A 26984-nucleotide genomic window follows, 5' to 3' on the forward strand; every position below is an offset into this window, starting at 1 on the left:
GGGCTGGGCGGCTCACAACTCCTGCCGGGCTTCCAAGGCACGGGCCAGGGTAACTTCGTCGGCGTATTCCAGCTCGGATCCCATGGGCAGGCCGAAGGCCAGGCGGGTCATGCGCAAGGTGGGGGCAACCGGCTTCAGGTAATCCTTGACCACGTGCATGGTTACTTCCCCCTCTACGCTGGGGCTGATGGCAAAGATCAGCTCCTGCGGTTTTTCCCGTGCCACCCGAGCCACCAGCTCGCGGATGTGCAGTTGATCGACCCCGATCCCGTTCATGGGGGAGATGAGGCCACCCAAAACGTGGTAAAGCCCCTTGAACTCGCGGGTGCGTTCCATCGCAATCAAATCTTTGACATCGGCCACCACGCACCACAGCGAGGGATCCCGCTGCGGCGAACGGCAGATCTCACAGGGATCCTCCGCCGACCAGTTGAAGCAGATGGAACAGTGCCGAACGGTTTGCTTGGCTTCCAGCAGGGCTTTGGCCAGGGCCTCGATCTCGCCGGCAGGCCGGTTGATCAAGTGGAGAGCTAGGCGCTGAGCGGTTTTGGAGCCAATGCCGGGCAGCCGTTGCAGCTCTTCGATGAGGCGAGCCAAGGGGCGAGTGTACATACAGAGTTAAGCAAGCGGGGTTAAGCAAGTGGGGCTCAACCCAGTCCCAACCCCGGCAGACTGATGTTTCCGGTCAGCTCTTCCATGCGTTTGCGCATCGTCTCGGCAGATTGGGTGTAGGCGTTCACCATCGCCGTCAGGAGCAAGTCCTCTACCACATCCACCGACTCCTGGAGAATCTGGGGATCCAGAGAGACTTTGAGAGGTTCTTGGTTGCCGTTGACCGTCACTTTCACCAGCCCATTGCCGGCTTCGCCGACGATCTCCATCTCTTCCAGCTCTTTTTGCAGCCTTTGGGCGCCATCGCGCACCTCTTGGGCTTTCTTGAGCGCTTCTTGGATTTTGCCGAAGGGGCCAAAGCCTCGAGTCATGGGATCCTCTCTTGGGTTATCCAGATACTGCTGTTCTACTCTACCCGTTTCCTCCCGCCGGTAAAAGCACTCGAAAGTTCAGGCCAGAAGTGCTCCGCACCGCTAAGGCGACCGGCCTTCCTTAGGTTGCCCTTAACTCTGGCAGATTATCCTCACAAGAGAAGCCGAAGATCGACCCAGAAACTCCATCTGCTCATCAGCGTTTGCTGTCCGGAGGTGCCATGGCCCAACTGTTGCAGGATCCCCGCTCTCAAGTGGCCCAGCCCAATTCAACTTGGGTAGAGCCTTCTCCCTGGCGTTGGCGGCGCTGGATCCCGGAGCGCTGGTATGTGCATTTGGGCCTGGTACTGGCCTGTTGGGTGTTGGGGTTTCCGGTGTTGTACGCCCTGCTCGTGAGCACCCAGAACAATGCCGAGGTGTTCCGCTATCAATTGACCTTTGGCTCCTCTTTTGCCTTCAACTGGCATCAGGTGATGGTGGCGCGGCACTTGGGCCACTACATGGTCAACAGCACCATCGTGGCGGTGGCGATCACCGTGGGCAAGACGGTTTTGTCGCTGCTGGCCGGGCTGGCCTTTGTGTACTTCCGCTTTCCCGGCAAAGGGCTGGCCTTCGGCTTTGTGCTGATCACGCTGATGATGCCCACCGAAATCTTGATTATTGCCCTGCTGCGATTGGTCACCAACTTGGGCTGGGGATCCACCTACTACGCTTTAATCGTGCCCTTTCTGGCCAGCGCCACGGCCACGTTTTTGTTTCGCCAGCATTTTTCCAACATCCCCCGCGAGCTGGCGGAGGCCGCCCAACTGGATGGAGCCAACCCGCTGCAATTTCTCACCCAGGTGCTGATCCCTTTGAGTTGGAACGCGATTGGGGCGCAGGCGGTGATTCACTTCGTTTACGCTTGGAATATGTACCTGTGGCCCCGCTTGATCGTGCAAGGCCGAGAGCGGCAGGTGGTTCAGGTGGGGCTGCAATCTCTGCTTAATCTGGATAGCTCGGCCTCCTATGGCCCCATGATGCTGGGGGCGATCATCGCCAGTCTGCCGCCGCTGCTGGTGTTCATTGTCCTACAAAAGCCCTTCATGAGCGGTTTTGCCCTCAGCCGCGACAAGTGAGACCCTAGCCCCTGCCAGTGCCCCCATTCATGCCCAGAGATCTGCGTCGTTTTGTTGCTCTGCTGGAATCCCGTGGCCAGCTCCGCCGCATTTCGGCAGAAGTGGATCCGGATCTGGAAATTGCCGAGATTGCCGATCGCCTCTTGGCCTGCGGGGGGCCGGCGCTGCTGTTCGAGCGGGTGAAGGGATCCCGTATGCCGCTGTTGATCAATGTTTTGGGCACGGTGGAGCGCATCTGCTGGGCGATGGGGATGGAGCAGCCGCAGGAGCTGGAGACCTTGGGGAAAAAATTGGCCTTGCTCTACCAGCCACGGCCCCCCAAAACCTTTGCCCAGGCGGTGGAGTTGGGACAAGCTCTGTTTAGCGTACTCAAAGCTAAACCCAGCCGGGATCTGCTTCCTCCCTGTCAGCAGGTGGTGCTGCGGGGAGAGGAAGTCGATCTCACCCAGTTGCCCCTGTTGCGGGTCTATCCCGGCGATGCCGGACGGGTGCTGACCTTGGGCCTGATGGTCACCAAAGACCCGGAAAATGGGATCCCCAACGTGGGGGTGTACCGCCTGCAGTTGCAAAGCCGCAACACCATGACGGTGCAATGGCTGTCGGTGCGGGGGGCAACTCGGCATCTGCGCAAAGCGGCGGCCCTGGGCCAAAAGTTGGAGGTGGCGGTGGCGGTGGGGGTGGATCCGGTGGTGATTCTGGCGGCGGCCACACCCCTGCCGGTGGATCTGTCGGAGTGGCTGTTTGCCGGTCTCTACGCCGGAGAAGGGTTGCACCTGGCCCAGTGCAAAACGGTGGATCTGCAGGTGCCGGCCCATGCTGAGATCGTTCTGGAAGGCAGCATCACCCCTGGGGAAGTGGCCCCCGATGGGCCTGCCGGAGATCACATCGGCTACTACGGCCCCCGCAACGAGCAGGCTCCTCTGATTCGCTTCCACTGCCTGACCCACCGCCGGGATCCCATCTACCTCACCACCTTCAGCGGCAAGCCCCCCAAAGAGAACGACATGATGGCGCTGGCCCTGAACCGCATCTACACCCCCATCCTCAGGCAGCAGGTGCCGGAGATCGTGGATTTCTTCTTGCCGATGGAGGCGCTGGGCTACAAGGCCGCTATTCTTTCCATCGACAAAGCCTACCCCGGCCAAGCGCGGCGGGCAGCCCTGGCCTTCTGGAGCGCTTTGCCCCAATTCAGCTACACCAAGTTTGTGATCGTGGTGGACAAAGACATCAACGTCCGGGATCCACGGCAGGTGCTCTGGTGTCTGTGTTCGCGGGTGGATCCGCAGCGGGATGTGTTTATTCTGCCGGACAATCCCTTCGACGCCCTGGATTTTGCCACCGAAAAACGGGGTCTGGGGGGCAAGATGGGCATTGATGCCACCACCAAGATCCCCCCGGAAACCGATGCTCCCTGGCGGGAGCCCCTTGCTCCAGATCCGGAGGTGGCCCGCTTGGTGGATCGCCGCTGGGCAGAATATGGCCTGGCGGATCTCGATGGGCAGCCGGCGGATCCCCGCCTGTTTGGATACGATCTCTAGGCCCGCAGGGCCTCAATGGGATCCAGTTGCGCCGCTTTGCGGGCCGGGAAAATGCCAAAGACTAGCCCAATCCCAGTGGAAAGGGAGAACGCCACTCCCACTGCCACCGCATCGACTTGGGTCGCCAAGGGGGTGAATACCTGCACCGCCACCAGCAGGCCACTGCTGAGAAGGATCCCGAGCACTCCCCCGGTCGCGGCAATGAAAATCGCTTCGGCGGCAAACTGCTGCAAAATCTGGCGGCTATCGGCCCCGATCGCCTTGCGCAGCCCGATCTCATGGGTGCGTTCCGCAACTGAGATAAGCATCACATTCATGATCCCCACCCCTCCCACCAGCAGGGAGAGGGCCGCCGTGCCCGTCAGCAGCACCCGCAACAGGCTCAAAATCCTGGCCGACCCATCCAGGAGCACTTTCTGGTTGCGGATGATGAAGTCATCTTCTCCCACCAATTGGTGCCGCTGGCGCAGCAGGTTGCGGATTTGGAACTCGGCAGCAGGCAGATCGGCTTCAGAGCGGGCCGAGACGAAAATCGCCGTCAGCTCTGTGCCGTAGGGGGAGCGTCGCCCGACCAACTGATTGGCCACCACATCCACCGGCAGAAACACTCCGGCATCGCTGTTGCCAAACACCGTCGGCTTCGAGCGCAAAGTGCCGATTACCTCGAAGGGCAAGTTGTTCAGCAGGACGGTCTCCCCAATAGCAGCGGCGGGATCCAGGCCGAACAACTGGCTGGCGGCATCGCTGCCCAGCACCACCACCGGGCGCTGTTCCTCGATATCCGAGGGCAAGAGGAAGCGGCCTGCCTCGATCTCTAAGTTCAACACCGACAAATACTCCGGCCAAGTGCCGGTGGCCTCGTAGCGGCGATCCACTCCACCTCGCACCGCGCGCACATTGGTGCCCAGGCTGGGGACGGCTGCTGACACGGCAGGCACTTCCGCAGCAATGGCTCGCACATCCTCCAAAGTGAGGGGGCGGATGTTGCCGGCATCGACCAGGCCCAAGTTGGCCGAAAAGACGATCAGCAAGTTGGTGCCCAGAGAGCGAAATTGATCCACCGCCATCTCTTGGGCGGCGTAGCCAAATCCGGCAATGGCCACCACCGCCGCATTGCCGATGAGGATCCCGAGCATGCTCAACCCCGTGCGCAGGCGATGCCGTCGCACCATTTGCCAGGCCATTTTGGCCGCCGTTGCCAGGCTCATGGCTGTTGCTCCGCTCTTTTAATCAAAGTCTCTAGGTTCACCCCAGGAGGCAGGGCAGTAAAGACCCGATCCCCTGCCTGCAGACCAGAGAGGATTTGGGTAACTCCACCCTGAGTGATGCCCGTTTCCACGCGGCGATAGACAGGTTGCCGGCTTTGGGGATCCAGCAGGAGCACGCCTTCCTGGCTTTCCTCCCGGAGGATAGCCACTGAGGGCACCGTCAGAGCCTGAGGCTGGGGATCCCCAATGAAATCCACCGAAACAGTCATGCCGGTGCGCAAAAAGTCGGCCCCAGGCTCCGGTTCAACGAAGACCCGAAAGACGGTTACCTCTCGCACCACCACCGTAGCGGGTGCAATCCGCTTCACCCGCCCCTGCACCAGGCGGTCGGGGTAGGCCAGGGAGCGGATCTCCACCGGCTGACCCACCCGCACCTGGGCAATCTGGGCTTCTGGCACTTCTGCCCGCACCTCAATTCCCTGAGCCAGCGCCAAAATGGAACTGGAAGAAGCTGCGGTGGCATCGGAAGCTGCTGTTGTGGGAGCTACAAAGGATCCCACCTCGGCAAAGCGCTGCACCACCACACCGGAAAAGGGGGCGCGGACTTCGGTGTCAGCCAACCGGGATTGCCGTTGGGCCAGCTCGGCTTGTGCCTGGGCAATTTGGGCTTGAATTTGCTGTAGGGTTTCCGGGCGGCTCCCCAGTTGCAATCGCTCCAACTCCTGTTGAGCAGCTCGCAAATCCGCTTGCGCTTGTTCCAGGCGGGCCGAGCGTTGATCCAGCTCGCTGCGGGCTACCACCCCCGCCTGCACCAGGGCCTGGATGCGCTCTAACTCCCTCTGAGCCAAGTCCACCTGCGACCGGGCAGCATCCACCCTGGCCTGGGCCGCCGCGATCACCTGGGGGCGCTCTCCGGCCTGTTGCTCCGCTAGACGGGCTTGCAACTCTTGAATGCGGGCTTGGGCTTGGCGAATGCCACTGGCGAGATCGCCGTAGTCCATCCGGGCCAATAACTGCCCTGCCACCACTTCATCTCCCTGATCCACCAACAGTTCCGCCAGGCGACCCGACTCGCGAGGGCTGACATTCACCTGGCGGAGCGGCTGCACCTGGCCGCTCACCCGCAGGCGTTGGGTGAGATCCACCACTTGAACTGGGACTGTTAACCTTTCCAGCCGTTCTGCCCTCTGCTGCTGAAGCTGACGCTGGATCAGGAGACCGCTGCCCCCTAGGCCGGCCAACAGCAAGCCCAGGAGCATCCAGCCGAAGGGAAATCTCTGGCGGCGGGGTTTGCTTTGCGGCAGAGGCTGCTCTGCAAGCTTGGGAGTAGACAGGGATCCCGTCTTGGGCTCATCGGTGTGCAGGATCACAAAAGTCTCCCGTTTGTAACAAAAGCTTTATCTTTGTCTAGCCTATTGGAAAAATGGGGGAAGCGTAAACACGGTTTCCCGCCTCTTGAGGTCTATTCGGCCAGCTCTGTACAAAAAACAGGGACGATTGCTACGATGGTTGACTGCCGGTAGCGCGGGAAGGCCATGAACGTTCGCATCAACGCTGAGGAGATCATCCGCTCCATTGAAGCTGCCCAGATGAAGCCGGATCTGCCGGAGATTCGGGTTGGCGATCAGGTACGGGTGGGAGTTCGCATTCAAGAGGGGGGCAAGGAGCGGGTACAAGCCTTTGAGGGCACGGTCATTGCCATGCGCCACTCCGGTATCAACCGCACCATTACGGTGCGCAAGGTTTTCCAGGGAATCGGCGTGGAGCGGGTTTTCCTCATTCACTCCCCGCGCATCGAGTCGATTCAGGTGCTGCGGCGAGGTAAAGTGCGCCGGGCCAAGCTGTTCTATTTGCGGGATCGGGTGGGCAAAGCCACTCGCATCAAGGCTAAGGCAGAGAGCCCAGATAGTTGAGGAACAGCTCCTCTGAAAATTAGGTGTACCTGCTACACTGGGTAAGCGGGTGTAACCTTTGGCCAATGCGTCCTTAGTTCAGTTGGTAGAACGTCGGTCTCCAAAACCGGATGTCGGGGGTTCGAGTCCTCCAGGGCGCGCTAACCGTCAGACCCCCTTCTGTGGCGATGGCTTCAGGTGGAAACACCCCATCCAAGGTGGTTTTTGCAGCCATGAAGTCCGTCAGTGTACCCAACCTACTCCCTGCGCTGCTGCTGGGGCTGCTGTTTTGGCTAGGGATCCCTATCTGGCCTGGATCGGGTGTGGTGGCAACGGCAGCGAGCAACAGGGTAGATCACGAGATCGATCGACTGTTTGAGGAGGCCTTTGCGGCTACTCAGAGGGGAGATTTTGCCCGGGCGGAAACCCTGTGGACTCAACTGTTGCAGATCCAGCCGGACAACCCGGCCCTGTGGAGCAACCGGGGCAACGCCCGTGTCAGCTTGCACCAACTGCAGGCAGCTCTGGAGGATTATGCTGAGGCCATTCGTTTGGCCCCTGAGGCACCGGATCCCTATCTCAACCGAGGGGCTGCTTTGGAGGGGTTGGGGCGGTGGCAGGAGGCGATTGCCGATTATGAGCGGGTGTTGCAGTTGGATCCCAACGATGCGGCGGCCTACAACAACCGTGGCAATGCGGAAGCAGGGCTGGGCCAATGGCAACAGGCTTTGGCCGACTACCGCCGCGCCACAGAATTGGCTCCCGACTACGCCTTCGCTCAGGCCAACTATGCTTTGAGCCTCTACCAGGTGGGTGAAACAGAAGCTGCTCTGCGCTTGATGCGGGCTCTGGTGCGCAAGTACCCGAAGTTTCCAGATATGCGGGCTGCTCTCAGTGCCATCCTTTGGGTGCAGGGTCGGCAAGGAGAGGCCGAAAGTCATTGGGTGGCTGTGCAAGGGCTGGATCCCCGCTACGCCGACCTGGAATGGGTGAAAACCGTCCGCCGTTGGCCACCGGCGATGGTGGCAGCTCTGGAGCGTTTCCTTTCTCTCAAGTCGTGAGGATCGGGATCGCGTCGGAGATACCCTGGGCCTTGGCTCTGCGCATTGGCGAAACGGTTGCTGGGGATCCCCGCAGCCAGAGTCTCAGGTTACATCCTGTCTGGGGGGATGGAGATTGCTAGATTGGGATCAAGCCGAGGGCGGATTCCAGCAGCAGGCTTAACCCAGAGCCAAGAGAGCGCAGAGGGATCCCAAAGGCTTTCAGCGAGCTGTGAAAAAAACTGTGTAAGGGATTGCTTCCTGCGACACCTTTTCGCCTTCTTCTTCGTCTGTTTCAGTCCTATCGCGGCGCGTGGTATCAACGTGAGTGCAATGGCTTGTTTCTCTCGCTCTTCTTCCTTCTTCCCTGATGGGAGAGGGAGGCTGCGAAATCACTGGAGCTGGGCAGGGCTGTTGCTCATGGTTCTGCAGCTTGGGCAACCCGCCGTGGCTCAGACGGAAACCCGAGTTTGGAGCGGAACCGGCCAAATTTTGAGCGGCCAGGGGCAGGGGGCGACGGTGCAATTGATCTTGGAAACGGGTGGCGGGCGTATCTGGAGCCAATCGGGGCCGGCTTTGGATGCACCCTTTTCCGGCGGCCATATTTCGGTAACCAGCGGTGATGGCACCTGGCAAATTCAATCGCAAGGGGATCAGTTGTTGGTCACCTTTTACCGCGGCGAGCAGATCATCCGCTGGCAACTGCGGCCCATGGGCGAGATCCCCAGCTCTTCTCCTTCTGCGCCATCCAGCTCCCTGAGCAGTGACTCCGCCCAGCCCGTAGCGCTGCCCGTCCAAGAGCTGGTGATTCCAGTACTGAAGAATTTGCCCGGCAACCCCTGAGGGATCCCTGCCCCGCCGGTTCTCGACCCATGAAACCTGGTGCGTTGGCCGCTGGGGCTATCAAACCTGTGGCCACTGGAATGGGCTGGGATGATTTTGGGGGCGGTGGGCCTGGGGATCCTATCCCATCGGCAGTTAGCCCGCCTGTTGTTTAGCTGAGCAGCGGGACACAGGGCAGGGGCAGTTGAGCCGCTGCCGCCGCATCCAGCAACCACAGCAGCCGTCCTCTGGGGTTTACGCGCTGGCAGGGTAGGTGGGCCTCGGTGGTCAGCGCCTCTTTCACGATGGGGGCTTTGTTCGCTCCGGTTACCAGGAACACCACCTGGGCTGCTTGGTTCAGAACAGGATAGGTCAAGGTTAGACGCGGCTCCTGCCCTTTTTGCCCCACCGTCACCCAGCGGTGCTGCACCTGCAGAGCGGCGGTGTCGGGAAATAGAGAAGCTGTGTGGCCGTCTTCCCCCACCCCCAGCCATACCAGGTCGAGAGAAGGGCACTCTGCACCGAAAATCTGCCGCAGGGTCGCCTCGTATTCGGCAGCATCGCGAAGGGGATCCCTCGCTAAACAGGATGGGCCAGATTATGCTAGCAGCCTACACCGTTGCTCTGGGATCTAGCTAGAGGGTTGGGCCATCCCTGCTCAAGTTGCTAGACCTACCAGCGCAGCAGCGCCGCTGCTCCCTGAAACTCGTGGAGCAAGCGCTCTTCAGCTTCGCCGCGAACGAACTCCAGTTTAGCGCCAAAATCGCGGCCTAGCACCCACACCAGATCCCGCAGGGGTGCCGGCTGTGGCTCTGGGCAAAGGAGCTGGGCCATCTCCTGGGTTCCTCCCACAAAGCCGTCTGGGCAGCGCCAGATGGTGGCCTCTAGCCTCCAGGGCAGGACAAGGATTTCCACCCGGCCTAGCTGGAGGGCGTCCAGCACCGCATCCAAGCCCCAAGCGCCGGGCTGCTCTCGAATCCGCTCCAACAAAGCCAGCTCTCCTCGGCGCTCAGCGGCCTCCAGGACGGGTACCACTCGGTCGAGGATGTCTTGCGGCGTCGGTGTGTGAAGGTTGGCGGGGTGCCCCACCCGCGCGACGATGCGGTTGCGTAGGCCGCGGTTGAGATAGCCCTCAAAGTGGGACACCTGCCAGGCTTCGCCCATGAGCACCAGCCGCTCAATGCCCAGGCGATCCACTGCCTTATCCAGGGCGGAAGCCAGGTGCAGGTAGAGCTTGTGCATCCAGAGGCTGACCTTGGCCGCCTCCCGCTCCTTGGGGGAAAGCTTGTCGAAGGTGCCACCACTGCGGGCGCGACGTTCGGCAACGGCATTTTCAATGCGGCCGGCCAGCTTCTGCAGTTCCTGCCATTCCTCGGCGCTGATGTTGGCAAAGATTTCCGTGTCCTCTCGCAGTTCTCCCAAAAAGAGCTCGTAGAAGCGCCACCTGCTGCCAGACAGGTGCAACACCCCACCCCGCTCGTATTCATCAAAGGCAAAGAAAAGGGGCGTGAGGTAAGGTTCCCCCCAGCGGGCCTCCACCCGCCCATGGGCCAGATCCACCACCGGCAGCTCCACCTGCAGGTCGATTCGGCGCAGCACTGGCTTGCCGGCGGGATTGCGGCTGGCAAAAAGAACCAGGGTGCGGGCTGAAGGGCGCTCCTGCTCTACTAGAGCAAGGACTTGCTCGCAGAGGGAGTTATCAGGCTTGCTCTCCTCCCTCTCCAGCAGCTCCTTGAGGGTATTCTTGATGCGCCTCACCCAGGCGCGACCCGCATTTTCGGGACGAGCAGGGTTGGTGTCGGCATATATCGAGAGCACGGGCTTGCTGCTGTCGTCAAAGGCAGCTTGCAGATCCTGGATCAGGGTGTTGAGTTCGTCCATGGTCTTGAAAAGGGGCGTCGCTGGGGCTCAAGCGTAGCAGAAATAAGATAAATAAGATTAAGGGAAAGCGAGGGATCCGGCCCTAGCTGAAGCCCAGTTGGGCTCGGCTTTGAGGAGAAGCTTCTAGCATAGCCCGCGCCTAGAGCCGAGCGGCTGCGCTGCCCTCCAGATCCGCTGGCTCCGATTGGTCTGCCGGCGGCGGAGTCTCCTGTAGCTCAAGGGCCAAGAGAGTTTGGATCCCGTGTCAGCGATGCTGCAGTTCAGGGTGCGTGGCTCTGGCTGTACCGGGCGACTGTAGGGATATTCGGCCGACTCCAGGGGGAGAGTGGCAATTGGCAAGCTCCTCTCCTTTGGAAAACCAGCTGCAAGGCGGCCCTTGGCAAGGGTGTTGCCCAAGCTGAGGAGGTGGCCAAGGCGGTTGAGGAAGCCCTCTAAAGAGCTGTCCGCCGCGCAAGCGCCCAAGTTTGCCTGGTGCCAGAGGCTGAGCTGGAGCTCCTTGAGAACCTGGCTAGGCGGCGCGGCTTCTTTCCTCTCCCTCCAGGTGGACTTGCCCTTCCAGCAAAGCCAGGGTCAGCCGGTCAAGGGCCTCCAGATCCAATTCGTCGTAGAACCATTCTTGGAGAAGAAAGCAGATTTGGGATTCTTGTTCGCGGGTGAGGCAGGCACTCTGGAGAACCGATTCGACAATTGGGCGAATGGACATGGGGCAGCGCTCTAACTCAGCTACCCCTATGAAATTCAGAAGGAGGGGGAGACAGCCGTGATCCAAGTCAAATGGCCATCCTCAGTCAGGGCCTAGCCAAGCAAGCCCACTGCCGGCAGGGGCAACTCTGCCGCCGCTGCCGCATCTAGCAGCCACCGCAGCCGCCCTTTGGGGTTGACACTCTGACAAGGCAGGTGGGCCTCCGTCGTCAGCGCCTTTTTGACAATCTCGGCTTTGCTGGCTCCGGCAACCAAAAACACCACCTGGGCCGCCTGGTTTAGGACAGGATAGGTCAGGGTCAGGCGCGGCTCCTCTCCTTTCTGCCCCACGGTTACCCAGCGGTGTTGCACCTGCAGGGCGGCTGTGCCGGGGAACAAGGAAGCCGTATGGCCGTCCTCCCCCACTCCCAGCCAGATGAGATCAAAGGCAGGACATTCGTTGCCGAAAATCCGCCGCAGGGTCGCCTCGTATTCCGCTGCATCTCGCAAGGGATCCCCTGCATGGGTAGGCATGGGGAAAACTTGAGCCGCCGGGATCCCGATCTGCTCCAGCAAGGTTTCCCGCACCATACGGTAGTTGCTCTCAGGGTGATCCGGGGGAACATAGCGCTCATCCCCCCAGAACAGCCAGGTTTGTTGCCAAGGGATCCCTGGGGTTTGGGCCAGGGCAGCATACAGCTTCTTGGGGGTGCTCCCTCCCGCCAAGGCCACCGTAAAGCGTCCCCGCTCGCGAATGGCAGCGGCTGACCGACCTTGCCAAATCTCGATGGCCCGTTGGATTAAGACGGGGCCCTCCGGAAAGATCTCCAACTGGAATCCCTGCATACACCGAAGCCCTACTGCCGACCTATGCTGGGTCAGCCGACCTGCACCAACACTTTACCGAGGGGATCCCCTAAGCGGGGCAAACACTAGGAAGCCACCGCCAGCTCTTTGGCTTCTGCCCGAATTTGCTCGTAGAGGGCGCGCAGCTTCAGGCCCACGATGATCTGAATCAGACCAGAGCCATTGCGGGATCCCGGGTATTCCGGGTGCTTGCGCAACAGTTCCGTCAGCTCGCCATAGTAGCGGGTGGACAAGTTGCTCAGGTGGTTCTCGATGTAGATGACCTCTTCCAGCTTGTCGAAGGTGCCGTCGATCTCCAGAATCGAAACCGGGTGCTCGAAGTAGGTGGAAGGGCCATAGTGGAGGCGGATCCCTGGATAGGAACAAGTCAGCTTTTTGCCGCAGGGGATCCAATCAATGGTGGAGCCTTCGTCAAAGAGATAAACATGGTCGAAGTACTTCACCCCTTCCCGCTGGATCAGCCGCACCCGCAGTACTTTGTGCTCTGGATCCAGCTCCGGCAACAACTGGGTAGGCAAAACCTCAATGACGGCATCGGCGTACTGCTTCTGCACATCGACATAGGCTTCAAAGTCCGGGCGGCGAGCCTCGATTGAGCGCAACACATCTTCGTAGGTGTGGCCCCGCTCCGCCATGTCCCGCTTCACTTTCCAAGCAATCTTGATCTCTGGGGCCAGATCCAAGTACACCTTGAAGTCCAGCAGCTGGCGCACCCGCTCGTCATACATGGGATGCAGCCCCTCCAGGACGATGATGCGGTTGGGCTCCACCAGCTCCGGTGGGTCAATCAGCCCCGTCTCGTGGTTGTAGATGGGCTTCATCACACTTTGGCCGTTCTTAAGCGCCTTGGCCTGCTCGTACATCAGGTCGAAGTTGTTGGCGCGGGGATCCAGCGCCGTGATGCCCTTCTCTTTGCGCTGGTAGCGATCCAAGGAGTGATAGTCATCCAGACAGATGGTGGTAATCAGATCCCGGCCAAATAGATCCCCCAGCCGGCGTAAAAAGGTGGACTTGCCACAGCCAGAATCTCCGGCGACACCAATCATCACAACACGATCAGGACTGCTTGCCATGGGAACTCCTTGGGGACGGGCAGGGCAAAACTGAGAAAAAGGCTCTAGAAAGTTACCAACTGTTACGGTCTTGCATGATACCAAATAAAGCCGTTACATCACAAGCCGCTGGCAGGCCAGAGCTGTGGGCACCACAAGCAACAATTTAACAAAAAATCCATATTTTTGGCCGATGAGCTTGGCCGGGATTATTTTTCCGGGGTTGCCGCTCTCAGGACGGCCTGGGGGGCTGGCGAAGGTCGTCTGCTTCTCCTCTGACAAGTTCCATTTGAGCAGCCGGGCTGCTGTGGTGTTTGCTATTTTGCTATATGTAAACTCATTTCCTCCCAGTGCCAGGAGCAGATCGCAGGTATGGTTGCCAGCGCAGAAAAGCGAGAGGTTGTCGTCAATCTGTATCGTCCCAACGCACCGTTGATCGGCCACTGCGTGGAGACCTACTCCATTGTCGGTGAAGGAGCACCCGGACTGACTAAGCACATTGTGCTCAGCTTGCCGGATCCCAACTACCGCTACCTAGAAGGGCAAAGCGTTGGCATTATCCCTCCTGGCGAAGATGCCAAGGGCAAGCCCCACAAGCCCCGCCTTTACTCGATTGCTTCCACCCGCTTTGGCGATGATGGCGAGGGGCGCACCGTCTCTTTGAGCGTGAAGCGGGCTGAATATGTCGATAGAGAGACAGGCCAGCCGGGGGTGGGGGTCTGCTCCGGCTTCCTCACCGATTTGAAGGCAGGCGACGAGGTGATGATCACGGGGCCATCGGGGAAAACCTTCCTGTTGCCTGAAGATGAGAATGCCAACCTGATCTTGATCGCCACCGGCACCGGCATTGCCCCTTTTCGCGCCTTCATCAAGCACCTGTTTGAAGAGGATCCCAACTATCAGGGCAAGATCTGGCTGTTCTTTGGGGTGCCCACCACCTCCACCTTGCTCTACCACGGGGATCTGGAGGCCTGGAAAGCCCAGTACGGGGATCGCTTCCGCGTCGATTACGCCATCAGCCGCGAGCAACAGACCCCCGATGGCAAGAAAATGTACGTGCAAAACCGCATGGCCGAATACGGTGCCGAGCTGTGGGACATGCTCCAGAAGCCTAACACCTACACCTACATCTGCGGCCTCAAGGGGATGGAGGACGGGATCAACAACGTCATGGGGCCTTTGGCGGAACAAGCCGGTCAGGATTGGAGCAAGTTCCAGAAGGAGCTGAAGAAGGCGGACAGGTGGCACGAAGAAACCTACTGATCTCTGCTTGTCGGGTTTTCAGAGCCAAAGGGATCCCGCTCCTCTGCAAGGTGCCGGATGAGGCTATCCGTACCGTGTGGTCGATGGGCAATAGTTTGTGGCACAGGCTGGGCAGCTAGGGGACAAGAATGTGGTGCAGGAGCTCCTTTCCCGAAGTGCTTCGTGAAACTCGTGACCAGAGCCTTGCCCGAGAGCTGTGCTCCGCCGGCGCGATTGGCGTGGGGAGTATGTCAAAATGCTTCTATCTCCCAGCGTGAGCGCTTTTTTCCCAGGAGCATCGAACCGTGGACGCGCGCTACAATCCCCAGGCCATCGAGAGCAAGTGGCAAGCCCACTGGCGTGAAATCGGGCTGGATCGCACCCCAGAGCTGAAGGACGGGAGCCGCAAATTTTATGCTCTGTCCATGTTCCCCTATCCCAGCGGCAACCTGCACATGGGGCATGTGCGCAATTACACCATCACCGATGTGATTGCCCGCTACAAGCGAATGCAGGGATACGCGGTGTTGCACCCGATGGGCTGGGATGCCTTTGGCCTGCCGGCGGAGAATGCCGCCATCGACCGGGGGATCCCACCGGCCAAGTGGACCTACCAAAACATTGCCCAGATGCGGGATCAGTTGCAGCGGTTGGGCCTGTCCTACGACTGGGAGCGGGAGATTACCAGTTGTTCGCCGGACTACTACAAGTGGACGCAGTGGATCTTCCTGCAATTTTTGCAGGCGGGCTTGGCCTACCAGAAAGAGGCGGCGGTGAACTGGGATCCGGTGGATCAGACGGTGTTGGCCAACGAGCAGGTGGATGCGGAGGGGCGTTCCTGGAGATCCGGCGCCCTGGTGGAAAAGCGCATGCTCAAGCAGTGGTTTTTCAAAATCACCGCCTATGCCGACCAACTGCTGGCGGATCTGGAAAAGCTCTCCGGCTGGCCGGAGCGGGTGCGCACCATGCAGGAGAACTGGATCGGCCAATCGGTGGGGGCTAAGGTGATTTTCAAAACCGAGGCAGGGGACGAGCTGGCAGTGTTCACCACCCGGCCCGATACCCTCTGGGGGGCCACCTTCATGGTGCTGGCGCCGGAGCACCCCTTGGTGGACAAGCTCACCACCGCCGAGCAACTGCAGGCCGTCAGAGCCTATCAAGCCCAGGCCGCTGCCCGCAGCGAGATCGAGCGCAGCGCCGAAGACCGGGAAAAAACGGGGGTTTGGACGGGATCCTACGCCATCAACCCCGTTAACCAAGAGCGGATCCCCATCTGGATTGCCGACTATGTGTTGATGGGCTACGGGACGGGGGCCATCATGGCTGTGCCTGCCCACGACCAGCGGGATTTCGAGTTTGCCCGCAAGTTCGGCCTGCCCATCAAGCGGGTGGTGCAGCCGCCGGAGGGTTCTCCGGCCTCAGCGGATCGCGCCAGCGGGACGGAGTCCTCAGAACTGCAGGCTGCCTGGACGGGGGAAGGGGTGATGATCAACTCTGGCCCCCTAGACGGGATCCCGGTGGGCAAAGGCCCAGGGCAAAGCGTGGAAAGAGCCATCGCCTGGCTGGAAGCCCAGGGGCTGGGGGAAAAGCAGATCAACTACCGCCTGCGGGATTGGCTGATCTCGCGGCAGCGCTACTGGGGTTGTCCCATCCCGGTGATCCATTGTCCCCACTGTGGCATTGTGCCGGTGCCGGAGAAGGATCTGCCGGTGCTCTTGCCGGAGGATGTGGAGCTGACGGGGCGAGGGGGATCCCCGTTGGCCCAGCTGGAGAACTGGGTGAAGGTGAAATGCCCCACCTGTGGCACGGAAGCCCGCCGGGAAACCGATACCATGGACACCTTTGTCTGCTCGTCGTGGTACTTCCTGCGCTTCAGCGATGCCCGCAACGACCGAGAGATCTTCCGCAAAGACCAGGTGAACGCCTGGCTGCCGGTGGATCAGTACGTGGGCGGCATCGAGCACGCCATCCTGCACCTGCTCTACTCCCGCTTTTTTACCAAGGTGTTGCGGGATCGGGGGCTGCTGGATTTTGACGAGCCGTTCTCGCGTCTGCTCACCCAGGGGATGGTGCAAGGGCGCACCTACTACAACCCCAACAAGTCCGGCAAGGATCGCTGGATCCCGGCAGCTCTGGTGCAGGATCCCAACGACCCGCGGGATCCGGAAACGGGCGAGCCCCTGCAAGTTATCTACGCTACCATGTCCAAGTCCAAGGGCAACGGCGTGGATCCCGAGGAGGTGCTGGCCCACTACGGGGCGGATACGGCCCGCATGTTTATCCTCTTCAAGGCCCCGCCGGAGAAGGATCTGGAGTGGGACGATGCCGATGTGGAGGGGCAATTTCGCTTTCTCAACCGCGTCTGGCGGCAGGTGTACGAGTTTGTCGTTCGCGGTAGCGGGACGGAGTCCTTGCAGAGCGGGGCCCCAGAGCTGTTGCCGGCCAAGGTCGAGGTGGGATCCCTGACCAAGGCGGAAAAAGATCTGCGCCGGGCCATCCACACCGCCATCAAGGAAGTCAGCGAAGATCTGGAAAACGATTATCAATTCAACACCGCCATTGCCGAGCTGATGAAGCTGAGCAATGCTCTGGGGGAGGCCGGGATCCCGAATTCGCCGGTCTATGCAGAGGGGATCCGCACGCTGGTGTTGCTGATGGCGCCTTTTGCCCCCCATATTGCGGAGGAGCTGTGGCAGGCGCTGGGGGGCGCAGACTCGGTGCATCGGCAGTCTTGGCCCAGCTATGACCCGGCAGCGCTGGTGACCGACACGGTGACCATTGTGATTCAGGTGAACGGCAAATTGCGCGGCTCGTTTGAGGCCCCTGCCGAGGTAACGCCGGAGGAGCAGGAACAGTTGGCCCTTCGGTCAGAAGCAGCGCAGAAATACCTGGAGGGGGCAACACCCAAAAAAGTGGTGGTGGTGCCGAAAAAGCTGGTTAACTTTGTCCTCTAACGGCGGGCCTGGCCAAAATGTTCCGCACTGCTGACACGAACGGGATCGGGGCTTTCACTCGGCGTGGCAGCTCATCGACTTTCCAGGATCGGGCTATGCTGGACTGAGGACTACACCCATCTCCCTGTTGCTATGCGAGACCTTCTGCGCGACATCCTTCGGGACTGCTCTGGCTTTGTGGAACTGCGCTACCACAGCAAGGTGTTCCGCAGCGTCACTGCCGAGAAGGGCCGCCTTGAGCGCACCGCGGTTCGTCGCCGTTCCGGAGTGGGGGTGCGGGTGTTGGAAGCAGGTACTTGGGGCTTCGCTGCCACCGGGGATCCCTCGCCGGCTGCCATTCGGGAGGCCATCGCTGAAGCTCGCCGTGCCGCCCAAGCCAGCGCCGACTACCGCAAACAAAAGCTGGGATCCCTGCCCAGTGTGCGGCTGGCCCAAGGGGAGTTCTGCGAGCCCGGTGTGGAGGAGGTGTTGAACAAACCGCTGGAGGCGAAGATCCAGTTGGCTTTGGAAACCGAGGCGCAGGCCCGGCAGGCCTCTCGCCAAATTAGCTCCGCCAGTTGCACCTACAACGAGATCTACGAGGAAAAAGCCATTGTCACCACCGATGGGGCGGATGTGGCCTTTCGTCTGGTGCGCCCCGAGCTGCGAGTTCAGGCGGTGGCCGAAGCGGACGGCCAGCTCAGCAGTGGCTCCGAGGCCATTGGGGTAACAGGGGGATGGGATTGCCTGTTCCGCTCGCATCCCTTGCAGATGGCGGAAAAGGCGGCTGCTACCGCGGTTGATTTATTGTCCGCAGGCTACGCAGAAGGGGGATGGGCCACGGTTATTCTGTCGCCTTCCATCGTGGGGCTGTTGGTGCACGAGGCCATTGGCCACACGGTCGAGGCGGATTTTGTTCTGGCGGGTTCTGTGGCTGCCGGCAAGCTGGGGCAGCGGGTGGCCAGCGACTGGGTTACCCTCAAAGACTCCGGCCATTCAGAGTTTATGCCGGGGGCAGGGGGAACCCTTCCTGTGGACGACGAGGGCGTTCCTACCCAAAGCACCACCATCATCCAAAACGGCATTCTGGTCAGCTATCTCCACAACCGCGAAACTGCTGCCCACTTTGGCGTAGAGCCCACCGGCAATGCCCGCGCCTGGGAATATGCCGATGAGCCTTTGATCCGCATGCGCAACACCTTCATTGAACCCGGATCCCAAACGCTAGAGGAAATCATCGCCAGCACTCCCGATGGCTACTTCCTGGATGGGGCCAGGAACGGGCAGGCGGACTCCACGGGCGAGTTTATGTTTGGGGTAGAGCGGGCCTACCGCATTCGCGATGGCAAGCTGGCGAAGTTGCTGCGCGGTGTCACCATCACCGGCAATGCTTTTGAGGTGCTGCAATCGGTGGATGCCGTCTCGCGGGACTTCCTGTGGGACTTGGGATCCGGCCATTGCGGCAAGGGTCAACCGGCCAAGGTGGATGCAGGCGGCCCCTACATTCGCTGTCGGGCCATTGTGGGCGGACAGCAACCTGCCTAGGAGCTTTCCCGGGCACTTGGGACGGCGGTTGCGCCAGCAGGGCAGCGCACCTAGACAAATCTGACAAATCTATCGATGGGGTAGGGATCCCTGTAACCGTTCCTGCGCTACTGCGGGTACCACTGCTTTTGCCAAGCACGCATCTGCTCAATCTCCGCCTGCTGGGTGGCCAAAATTGCCTCTGACAGTTGGCGAACCTGGGGGCGCTGGGATTTCTCCAAGGCCTCTTTGGCCATGCTTAAGGCCCCCTCATGGTGTTGGATCATGGCCTGCAGAAACCGCCGGTCAAACTCCGGGTCGGCGGCTCCCAGGTCTGTGTCCATGCGCATGGAGGAGATTATTTCTGGGGTCATGGCCATCAGATGCCCCATTTCCTCATGCCACATCACGGGATCCTGGGGAGCTTCTGGGTACCAGCTCAGCCGCCAAGCCCGCATTTGCTCGATTTCTTGGCTTTGGGTCCTCAAGATGGCCTCTGCCAACTGACGAATCTCCTGCCGCCGGGATTTTTGCAGGGCCTCCTCGGCCATGAGCACAGCCCCTTCATGGTGCAAGATCATGGCATCGAGGAAGCGCAAATCGAAGGATTCATCTGCAGGGCCCAGGCTCATCAAATGAGCCATGTGAACAGAGGGATCCCCATTGTGGTTATGAGAAGCTGCCTCTGCCCTCGGCCCCTCCCCGCCAGCCCAAGTGGTGCTGAGGGCAAACACACTGGCAAGGAGCAGGCTACGGCCAGTCTTGTTTAAAAGCACCGCTATTTCCCCCTGACAACAGGACGACAACAGTCCCAATATTCTAAAGCCCCTCCCGCGGGGGATCCCAGGAGGGGCAATAGATCTACCCAAGGATTTAGCGAGGGAAAACCACCTGGGCTCGCAACTCGCCCGGCGGGTTGGCCTGCGTGTGAATGTTGATGTAGTAAGCTCCGGCCAAAAAGCTGGAGACTTGCTCAGGGGTGAGGTTGGCTTCCAGTCGGAAATTCCCCGACTGATTGCCTGGATTCGGCAACATGTTCAAGACAAAGACCACCGGCCCTGTGGCCTGGGCGAAAGATTGTCCTGGCTGCGGCTGAGCAATGTGAATATGTCCAGGGCCAAGGTAGTGTCGCGTATTTTGTGGGTTAAGCATGGAGGGCGGAATGGACCGAGAGGAGCTCAAGAGGTTGACCAAGGAGGAGATCAGCCGGCGCATCCGGGAAGGGGTCAAGGCCGTCATTGAGCAGGTGTCGGAAGAAGAGATGACCGAGCACCTGGCTGCGGGTTACCGTGAGCGCACCCCAAGCCGCCGCGGGGAGCGGAACGGCTACTACACCCGGGACCTCATCACGCCGGCGGGCAGGATCGCCCAGCTCCGGGTACCCCGGGACCGGGAGGGGACTTTCCTGACCGAGGTCTTTGAGCGGTGCAAGCGGATGACCGGGGAGGTGGCGGTTCATTTGGGGTAGGGGCCCCAAAGCGGAAGCGGTGCTGGAGATGTACCTGCAAGGGGTCTCCACCCGCAAGGTAGCGGCCATCACGGAGGGCGTGTCCCGGGTGCGCATCGGTAAGGACGCGGTCTCCAGGGTAGCCCAGCGCCTGGAGGAGGAGCTCTCCGCCTGGCGGGGCCGGCCTTTGGAGCTGGCCTACCCCTACCTCTACCTGGACGCGGCCTACTTCAAGGCGAACTGGGGCGGGCGGGTGGTGGACCTGGCCCTTCTGGTGGCGGTGGGGGTGAACGAAGAAGGCTACCGGGAAGTGCTGACGGTGGAGCCGGCGGGCGGGGAGAGGAAGGAGGCCTGGAGGAACCTGCTGAAGGGCCTGGTGGAGCGGGGGCTTCGGGGGGTGAGGCTGGTCATTTCCGACGACCACCCTTCCATCCGCCAAGCGGTGATGGCGGAGCTTCCTGGGGCCAGCTGGCAGCGGTGCGTGGTGCACTTTATGCGGAACGTTTTAGCTCATGTGCCGCAGTCGGAGCGGGGTGTGGTGGCCGAGGAGCTGCAGGAGGTGTTTGTGGCGCGGCGGCGGGGCACGGCGGAATCTCTGGCCCAGGAGTTCGTTGAGCGTTACCGGGACCGGTTTAAGCGGGCGGTGGAGGTGTTTGCCCAGGGTCTGGGGGAGGCCCTGACCTACCTGGACTTTCCCGGGGTCCACCAGCGGCACATCAAGAGCACCAATGTGCTGGAGCGGCTTATCCGTGAGGTGAAGCGGCGGACCAGGGTGGTTGGGGTCTTCCCCGGCGAGGGGAGCCTGGTGAATCTGGCCACGGTGGTGATGCTGAGGGCCACGGAGGACTGGGCTTTCCGGCGTTACCTGGACATGGGCCCGCTTTGGGCCGTGGAAGAAAAACCCACAAAAATCGCGACTTGACAAGGGCCAAAGTTAGCAATGGGTAGAAGTGGGGTTGTGAGATTTGTAAAGCTTCCTTAACCGCTGAGAAACAAGACAGCAACCAGGCAAAAGCCGCAAAAAGCCTCGAAAATTGAACGAGGCCGAAGGGCAAAACCGATCAACAACATGGAAAAAAGCTCCTCGGTCAGAGAACAGGCTAAATAAGGTACGTATCAGGCCAAGCTTCGGATTCATCTCTGGGTTTAAAAGACGGCGACATCACTGCTACCGAGAGACAAAAATCCCCACCCTGTGGGGGGCGGGGGATGGTGTAGACTGCACGCGGAGCAGAAATCTCTGACCGTACCCATCGGAAGGCATAGCCGGGGAGAGTGTTCACCAAGGCACTTTCCCCAACCTCCGTTCAGGATGGATCCGTTTATCCTCTGGCCGAGGCAGCCAAGGCGGAGTTCATAATCGGCCAGAACCAGTGGGGCCGCATCAGGATGACAGTGTCGATGACGTGGATGATGCCGTTATCGGCTTCGATGTCCGCCTGGATAACGGTGGCGTTATTGACCTCGAAAACGTCCCCTTCGATCAACAAGTCGATGGGGGATCCCTCTACCGAGCCCACACTTTGGTACTTGGCCAAATCCGCCTTTTTCAGGCGACCGGGCACCACGTGGTAACACAAGATGCGGGTCAGTTGGGGGATGTTTTGCACCAGAGTGGTGATGGTGCCAGGGGGCAGCTTGGCAAAAGCCGCATCGGTGGGGGCAAAAACGGTAAAGGGGCCAGGGCTTTTGAGAGTGTCTACCAGGTTTGCCGCTTTAACGGCAGTTACCAAGGTGGAAAAGCCCTCAGCAGAGACGGCAATATCGACAATATCGGGCATGGCTGGGATCCTTTGGCTGGGAAGTTGCTGCTAACAAAGTTGCTGCTCGAAAGGCTTTGGGATCATTAAAGTTGCCACGGGCTAGCGATAATTCTGATCCTGAATGTAGGCGAGGCGGGCTGCTTCCCGGATCCCGTATTCCGGTCGAGTGAAGCGATTGAGTTGGCCCTCGAAATAACGGCGGTTCATCATCAAGTGCCGTGGATTTGGATCATCAAGGGGATACAAGAAAGCGGCCCTTCCCGCCTGAATCACGGCTGAGGTGACGTTGTACATGGAGCGCTGGAAGCTAACCCCCAATTGAATCAGCATGTCCTCTTCGCCGCGGCAATGCTTGCGGTAATATTCCACCAAATACTGGGGCAAAAAGTGGTACATATCCTGGTGCAGGAGCGTGGGCGGGATCCCAGCGGTGCCCACCGGAAACTTATCGGCGTAGAGGATCCCGTAGTGGAAGTCCAACTGGTTGGTGGGAACTTCGTTGGCCTGGGCGTTGTAGGACTTGGTGCCGCGGAAAGGAGAGGTGCGATAAAACACGGCCTCTACATAGGGGAAAGCGGCCTCATATAGCCAGGTAAATCCCTTGGATTTGGGCACAATATCGTACCATTCTCCCCGAATGCGCACGCGGTGGTAGATGGGTCGTCCGGCAATGGTGAAGATCCCGTTGACCAGAAAGTTCATCGCCTCCGGCACGCTGGTAATTTTGCCTTCATCGTAGAGATCGCTCATCTCAAAAAAGACCGGAGCCATCACCTCCCAAAACAGGCCCAACACCGAGTACATGGTGGCCTGGCGGCACAGCTCCAAAAACATATCGGGGAAGAGCTTGTATAGCCCCATCAACAAGGGGTTGCCCTGGCAATAGGCGCGGATGGCGCGGTCGGCATTTTGCTTGTATTCTTCGGAATCCATGTAGGGATCCAGCAAGCCCCCCATATCCCGGTGCCAGAGCATGGCCCGCATACATTCTTCGGCAAATTCCATGTTGATGCGGTCATGCCAGAGGTGATGCAAAATTCTGGGCAGCTTGCGCTTCAGCTCCCCTTTTTCCATGAACTCCAGCAGCTCGGGGTGGGCCGTAGCCTGGCCCCGCCAAATGCGCAAATCCGCGTTATCTCCCGCGTAGTGGTTGGCCAGCTTCAGATACTCTTCAGGAATGATGAACTTGAAAAAAGGCAAGGGATCCACAAACACCTGCTCGGCAATGTAGAGCAGATCCCGCCAGTAGAAATCCATTGGCACGGCATAGGCTTTGTAGAGGCCGATAATTTGCATCAGGTTTTCCGGCGTATCTGGCAGCATGGATCCCCCTGCCTCCAAGCGGTGGACTATATCCGCAAAAGGATGGGTAGAAGGGGGCAGCTTGCGGGCTGTGAGGGTTGTCGTCATAGAAGAAGTCTCCAACTCTTCAAAAGTTCTGGCTCCTTGAGGTCATTCCCTGGGATCTCAATTCCTGGGAGTTTCCCGCTTGCCTGGATCGGCTCCAGAGAGGGTGATGGGGGCAAGGTCACCGGCTGATGCCAAGATAAGCGTTTGGGCCTGAGCCACCTGGGTGGATAGGGTAAAGGCCAACGGTTGCGGCCATTTCACCAGGTTCATGGGCTGGATCCCAAACCAAACGATCAAGGCCGTCAAAATAAGCCCTGGGATCCGCTCCCAGCCATGCACGCGCGGGTAGTAGGCGGTGCGGTTGTCCAACCTGCCAAAGCAGGTGCGGTTTAGCAAAATCACGAAGTACACCGCCGTCAAACCGGTGCCACAGATGCTGATCAAAGTCGGCAAAGGAAAATCCTGATAGCTGCCCTGGAAGATCAAAAACTCCGCCACAAAGCCCACCAGGCCAGGGATCCCGGCGCTGGCCATCCCCCCCAAGATGAGCAGGGCGCTCACTGTGGGCAAGCCTCGCAAGGGGTTGAGCAGGCCGTTGAGTACGTTCAGATCCCGCGTTCCCACTTTGCGCTCCACCAAGCCCACCAGATCAAACAGCAGCGCCAAGATGAGACCATGGGAGACCATCTGCACCATCGCCCCGGTCAGGCTAATGGGGGTGGCTGCCGCCATGCCCAGCAAGATGTAGCCCATGTGGCCAATGGAGCTGTAGGCCACCATGCGCTTGATGTCTTTTTGGGCGATGGCTGCCAAAGCCCCGGACAACACGGCAATGGCTCCCCACCAGGCTAGGATCCCGCCCAGGTCGGCCCAAGCTTGGGGAAACAACTGCAGCCCAAAGCGAAACAGACCGTACGTGCCTAACTTGGAGAGGATCCCTCCCAGGAGGATGGCCACTGGCGGCGACGACTCCCCGTATGCATCAGGCAACCAGGTGTGGAAGGGGATCAGCGGCATCTTAATGCCGAAAGCCACGATCAAGGCCAACAGCGTCAAGGTCTGGGCAACAGGGCTGAGAGAGGTGATGCGGATCTCCAGCAGCTCAAAGCTATGGGGATCCCCCAGCCAGTAGATGGCCAAAAAGGCCCCCAACAGAAAGATGGCGGAAACGGCGGTGTAAATCAAAAACTTGATGGCAGCATAATCCCGCTTGGGGCTGCCCCAAATGGAGATGAGCAGGTAGATCGGGATCAGCACCAGCTCGTAAAACAAGAAGAACAAAAGCAGGTTCTGGGCAACAAAAGCCCCGTTGACCGACCCGCTCATGAACAAAATGCAGCCGTATAAGAGGTTGGGCCGCTTCACCTCTGGCTCAGCTGTCAGCACCGCAATCAGCGTGAGCAGCCCATTCAAAGCCACCATCAGCAGGGAAAACCCGTCCAGGCCCAGGGAGTAGCTCAGCCCAATTGCCGGGATCCAATCCCACCGCTGCACCCACTGCAGCCCTTCCGCTTGCAGGTCAAAGTTGGCAAACAGCAGCAGCGAGATCCCCAGCAGGATCCCGGCCAAGGCCACCGCCAGCTTTCGCCCCCCCAAGCCTAAGAACAGGAGCAGGGATCCCAAGATCGGCAACACAATCAAGGCACTCAGCATGGTCTTTTCCCTCTTTATCTAAGGACTCCGTCCCGCTACCTTGCCCAAGCCTAGAGAATCAGCCAGCCCAGCAGGGCCACCCCCACCACAATCGTCAGCACGTAGGCTTGCAACTGGCCAGAGGTGGTGTATTTCAAAACCTGTCCACCCGCCAATACCGCCAAGCTGGTCAAATTTACCAAGCCGTCTACCACATAGCGGTCGAACAAGGCTGTAACCTCAGAGATGATGCGTACCGCAAACACCACACTGGCCCGGTAGAGCTTGGGGGTGTAGAAGTCGTTGGCCAACAAATCCTGCCAGTCGGCCAAGAAGGTCCAGTCCACCGGCTGCCGCTGCGGACGCAGATACAGCCAGGCTCCCAAGGCAATGCCTGTCAAGCTGGATCCCGTCATTACCCCAACAGGGATCCCTTCCAGAGCGGGAATCAGACCTAGTGCCGCTAGGATCATGGGCATGTGCAGCGTTACCCCCATCATGGCGGTGCTGGGCAACATCATCGGCCAATGCACCTCTGGCGAACGCTCGCTCATCTGCTGCGGCTTGCCCCCCCAGATCAGGCCAAACACCCGTGTCAGCCCTAGGGCCGTTACAGCATTGGTGACCAGCACGACTGCCGCCCACAACCCCTGCCCCGGTTGCACCAACTGCTGCCACAGATCCGTCAGCACCCAAAAGGAACCGAAAGGCGGCAAAGCGATGATTCCAGCCATCCCGGTCAAGAAGCACAGCCCCGAGATAGGACGCCGCGACCACAAGCCTCCTAGATAGCGCAGATCCTGGGTAATGCTGTTCCAGATCACCATGCCCAGCGCCATCACCAACAGGGCCATCGCGGGCGCATAGGTCAGCAGCAACCCATAGGCTTGCTGGGGATGACCGGTGCCCACCGCCACAAAGATCAAGCCCATGTAGGCGCTCACCAGATAAGACAGGGCCCGCTTGGCATCGATCTGGGCCAAAGCCACCAGGGATCCCCCCACCGCCGTCAAGCTGCCGATAGTCAGCATCACCTTCAGCACTGTTGGGGAAAGCTCGTAGAGGGGTTGCAGGCGAATCAACACCCAGGCCCCTGTGCCCACCACCACCGCATTGCGCAAGATCGTCGAGGGGATCGGCCCTTCCATCGCCTCATCCAGCCACAGGTGCAGAGGAAATTGGGCACACTTGCCTACGGGGCCGGCCAGCAACCCCAGCCCTACCAGGGCCAGCAGGGTGGGATCCACAGTGACAGATCCTGCCTGCACCGCCTCTGCCCAGGCCGCCAAATCCTCAAACTCCCAGGAGCCGGTCAGGGGATAGATGGCGATTACCCCCATCAAGAGCAACAGGTCGCCGATGCGCTTGGTTAAAAAAGCATCCCGCGCTCCCGTCACCACCAGCGATTGGTTGAACCAAAAGCCCACCAACAGGTAAGTGCCCAGGGTCAAAATCTCCAGGATCACGTAGCTGAAAAAGAGGGAGTCGCACAAAGCCAAGGCACACATCCCCCCCTCAAACAGGCCCAGCAGGGAGAAAAACCGCGCCCAGCCCCAGTCCATTTCCATGTAGCCAAAGCCGTAGATCTGGGCCACCAGGTTCAGCCCCGTCACCACAGCGCAGGCCCCCAGAGTTGCCGATGACACCTGCAGCGGCAGCTCTAACATCAGATCCCCCACCTGTAGCCAGGGCAACCGAATGACCTGCGCCGGCTGATCCCAAATTGCCACCAGCGCCCCCACGCTGTGCAGGAAGGCCATCAACGTCAAGAGCGCATTCAGATAACCTGCCGGACGTGGTCCCGTGCGCCGGGTGATTCCTGGGGACCAGATCAGCGCTCCCGCCCACGCCACCAAGGCGTAGAGGGGAATCAGCCATGCAGTTGTGACCAGCCCGTTCAAGCTCATAATCCTCCTTCGGCCAGGGATCTTGGCCAAACTGGAACACTTGCTGAGATCCTGTAAAAAGTCTTAAGTAGCATCTTAGCTGCGAACTAGGATAGATAAAAATT

24 protein-coding genes, 1 tRNA gene and 1 pseudogene are annotated in these 26984 nt (G+C 60.0%); 11 read left to right on the top strand and 15 right to left on the bottom strand.

Annotated elements, in window-relative coordinates; all coding sequences use genetic code 11:
- Positions 1–12: 12 nt before the first annotated feature.
- Together recR and ACVWYZ_RS05230 are read right to left on the bottom strand one after the other, a co-directional pair.
- On the bottom strand, positions 13–612 hold the full coding sequence (recR, locus tag ACVWYZ_RS05225) for a recombination mediator RecR (RefSeq protein ID WP_011434433.1): 600 nt from the start codon (positions 610–612) through the stop codon (positions 13–15).
- Between the two features lie 35 nt (positions 613–647).
- The gene (locus ACVWYZ_RS05230; protein ID WP_414344527.1) at positions 648–983 is read right to left on the bottom strand and encodes a YbaB/EbfC family nucleoid-associated protein; all 336 of its coding nucleotides are present in this window, start codon (positions 981–983) and stop codon (positions 648–650) included.
- A 221-nt stretch (positions 984–1204) separates the two neighbouring features.
- Here ACVWYZ_RS05230 and ACVWYZ_RS05235 point away from each other — a divergent pair, with 221 nt between their 5' ends.
- Entirely contained in the window at positions 1205–2101 is an 897-nt protein-coding gene (locus tag ACVWYZ_RS05235) for a carbohydrate ABC transporter permease (protein ID WP_457466410.1), read from the top strand.
- A gap of 29 nt (positions 2102–2130) precedes the next feature.
- The gene (locus ACVWYZ_RS05240) at positions 2131–3639 is read left to right on the top strand and encodes a UbiD family decarboxylase (RefSeq protein WP_457466411.1); all 1509 of its coding nucleotides are present in this window, start codon (positions 2131–2133) and stop codon (positions 3637–3639) included.
- Here the strand turns inward: ACVWYZ_RS05240 and ACVWYZ_RS05245 are convergent.
- Together ACVWYZ_RS05245 and ACVWYZ_RS05250 are read right to left on the bottom strand one after the other, a co-directional pair.
- A complete protein-coding gene (locus tag ACVWYZ_RS05245; RefSeq protein ID WP_457466412.1) occupies positions 3636–4847 on the bottom strand; it encodes an ABC transporter permease in 1212 nt (403 codons plus the stop codon). The genes ACVWYZ_RS05240 and ACVWYZ_RS05245 overlap by 4 nt on opposite strands.
- Positions 4844–6217 (bottom strand): efflux RND transporter periplasmic adaptor subunit, encoded by a 1374-nt coding sequence (locus tag ACVWYZ_RS05250; RefSeq protein ID WP_414427863.1) that lies wholly within the window; start codon positions 6215–6217, stop codon positions 4844–4846. Before ACVWYZ_RS05250 ends, ACVWYZ_RS05245 begins: the two co-directional genes overlap by 4 nt.
- A 165-nt stretch (positions 6218–6382) precedes the next feature.
- Between ACVWYZ_RS05250 and rplS the strand changes: the two genes are divergently transcribed.
- From rplS to ACVWYZ_RS05270, 4 genes are all read left to right on the top strand, one after another.
- Positions 6383–6760, top strand: coding sequence for a 50S ribosomal protein L19 (rplS, locus tag ACVWYZ_RS05255; RefSeq protein ID WP_011434427.1), 378 nt, complete (start codon positions 6383–6385; stop codon positions 6758–6760).
- Between the two features lie 67 nt (positions 6761–6827).
- Positions 6828–6900, top strand: a tRNA-Trp gene (locus tag ACVWYZ_RS05260).
- Between the two features lie 72 nt (positions 6901–6972).
- Positions 6973–7800, top strand: a complete 828-nt coding sequence (locus tag ACVWYZ_RS05265) for a tetratricopeptide repeat protein (RefSeq protein WP_457466413.1) — start codon at positions 6973–6975, stop codon at positions 7798–7800.
- A 399-nt stretch (positions 7801–8199) separates the two neighbouring features.
- Positions 8200–8622 carry a hypothetical protein gene (locus tag ACVWYZ_RS05270; protein WP_414344534.1) on the top strand — a complete coding sequence of 141 codons (423 nt, stop codon included), beginning with the start codon at positions 8200–8202 and terminating at the stop codon, positions 8620–8622.
- 151 nt (positions 8623–8773) lie between these two features.
- On the opposite strand, the pseudogene ACVWYZ_RS05275 reads toward ACVWYZ_RS05270, so the two are convergent.
- The 5 genes and pseudogenes from ACVWYZ_RS05275 to ACVWYZ_RS05295 all read right to left on the bottom strand — a co-directional run.
- A pseudogene (locus ACVWYZ_RS05275) lies at positions 8774–9163 on the bottom strand (6-phosphogluconolactonase); the annotation flags it as partial.
- A 110-nt stretch (positions 9164–9273) separates the two neighbouring features.
- Positions 9274–10482, bottom strand: coding sequence for a VLRF1 family aeRF1-type release factor (locus ACVWYZ_RS05280; RefSeq protein ID WP_457466414.1), 1209 nt, complete (start codon positions 10480–10482; stop codon positions 9274–9276).
- Between the two features lie 508 nt (positions 10483–10990).
- Positions 10991–11185, bottom strand: coding sequence for a hypothetical protein (locus ACVWYZ_RS05285; RefSeq protein ID WP_414513933.1), 195 nt, complete (start codon positions 11183–11185; stop codon positions 10991–10993).
- Positions 11186–11277: 92 nt separating this feature from the next.
- On the bottom strand, positions 11278–12009 hold the full coding sequence (gene pgl / locus ACVWYZ_RS05290; protein WP_457466415.1) for a 6-phosphogluconolactonase: 732 nt from the start codon (positions 12007–12009) through the stop codon (positions 11278–11280).
- Positions 12010–12095: 86 nt separating this feature from the next.
- A complete protein-coding gene (locus tag ACVWYZ_RS05295; protein ID WP_414351832.1) occupies positions 12096–13103 on the bottom strand; it encodes a phosphoribulokinase in 1008 nt (335 codons plus the stop codon).
- 351 nt (positions 13104–13454) lie between these two features.
- Between ACVWYZ_RS05295 and ACVWYZ_RS05300 the strand changes: the two genes are divergently transcribed.
- From ACVWYZ_RS05300 to ACVWYZ_RS05310, 3 genes are all read left to right on the top strand, one after another.
- Positions 13455–14345: a ferredoxin--NADP(+) reductase gene (locus ACVWYZ_RS05300; RefSeq protein ID WP_414357239.1), complete on the top strand. Its 891-nt coding sequence runs from the start codon at positions 13455–13457 to the stop codon at positions 14343–14345.
- A 284-nt stretch (positions 14346–14629) separates the two neighbouring features.
- On the top strand, positions 14630–17278 hold the full coding sequence (gene leuS, locus ACVWYZ_RS05305; protein ID WP_457466416.1) for a leucine--tRNA ligase: 2649 nt from the start codon (positions 14630–14632) through the stop codon (positions 17276–17278).
- Between the two features lie 132 nt (positions 17279–17410).
- On the top strand, positions 17411–18802 hold the full coding sequence (locus ACVWYZ_RS05310; protein ID WP_457466417.1) for a TldD/PmbA family protein: 1392 nt from the start codon (positions 17411–17413) through the stop codon (positions 18800–18802).
- A gap of 107 nt (positions 18803–18909) precedes the next feature.
- On the opposite strand, the gene ACVWYZ_RS05315 is transcribed toward ACVWYZ_RS05310, so the two are convergent.
- The gene (locus ACVWYZ_RS05315; protein ID WP_414383011.1) at positions 18910–19557 is read right to left on the bottom strand and encodes a DUF305 domain-containing protein; all 648 of its coding nucleotides are present in this window, start codon (positions 19555–19557) and stop codon (positions 18910–18912) included.
- A 97-nt stretch (positions 19558–19654) separates the two neighbouring features.
- Positions 19655–19933: a CHRD domain-containing protein gene (locus tag ACVWYZ_RS05320; protein WP_457466418.1), complete on the bottom strand. Its 279-nt coding sequence runs from the start codon at positions 19931–19933 to the stop codon at positions 19655–19657.
- A gap of 34 nt (positions 19934–19967) precedes the next feature.
- On the opposite strand from ACVWYZ_RS05320, the gene ACVWYZ_RS05325 reads away from it, so the two are divergent.
- Together ACVWYZ_RS05325 and ACVWYZ_RS05330 are read left to right on the top strand one after the other, a co-directional pair.
- The gene (locus tag ACVWYZ_RS05325) at positions 19968–20249 is read left to right on the top strand and encodes a transposase (RefSeq protein ID WP_457466419.1); all 282 of its coding nucleotides are present in this window, start codon (positions 19968–19970) and stop codon (positions 20247–20249) included.
- A gap of 28 nt (positions 20250–20277) precedes the next feature.
- Positions 20278–21150: an IS256 family transposase gene (locus ACVWYZ_RS05330; RefSeq protein ID WP_457466420.1), complete on the top strand. Its 873-nt coding sequence runs from the start codon at positions 20278–20280 to the stop codon at positions 21148–21150.
- Positions 21151–21550: 400 nt separating this feature from the next.
- On the opposite strand, the gene ACVWYZ_RS05335 is transcribed toward ACVWYZ_RS05330, so the two are convergent.
- From ACVWYZ_RS05335 to ACVWYZ_RS05350, 4 genes are all read right to left on the bottom strand, one after another.
- A complete protein-coding gene (locus ACVWYZ_RS05335) occupies positions 21551–22009 on the bottom strand; it encodes a fasciclin domain-containing protein (RefSeq protein WP_414357838.1) in 459 nt (152 codons plus the stop codon).
- Between the two features lie 81 nt (positions 22010–22090).
- Positions 22091–23401: a CO2 hydration protein gene (locus ACVWYZ_RS05340; protein WP_457466421.1), complete on the bottom strand. Its 1311-nt coding sequence runs from the start codon at positions 23399–23401 to the stop codon at positions 22091–22093.
- Positions 23402–23458: 57 nt separating this feature from the next.
- Positions 23459–24994 (bottom strand): NADH-quinone oxidoreductase subunit M, encoded by a 1536-nt coding sequence (locus tag ACVWYZ_RS05345; RefSeq protein ID WP_414407143.1) that lies wholly within the window; start codon positions 24992–24994, stop codon positions 23459–23461.
- 50 nt (positions 24995–25044) lie between these two features.
- The gene (locus ACVWYZ_RS05350; RefSeq protein ID WP_457466422.1) at positions 25045–26880 is read right to left on the bottom strand and encodes an NAD(P)H-quinone oxidoreductase subunit F; all 1836 of its coding nucleotides are present in this window, start codon (positions 26878–26880) and stop codon (positions 25045–25047) included.
- Between the last annotated feature and the right edge of the window lie 104 nt (positions 26881–26984).

Source organism: Thermostichus sp. MS-CIW-37 (assembly GCF_054060065.1).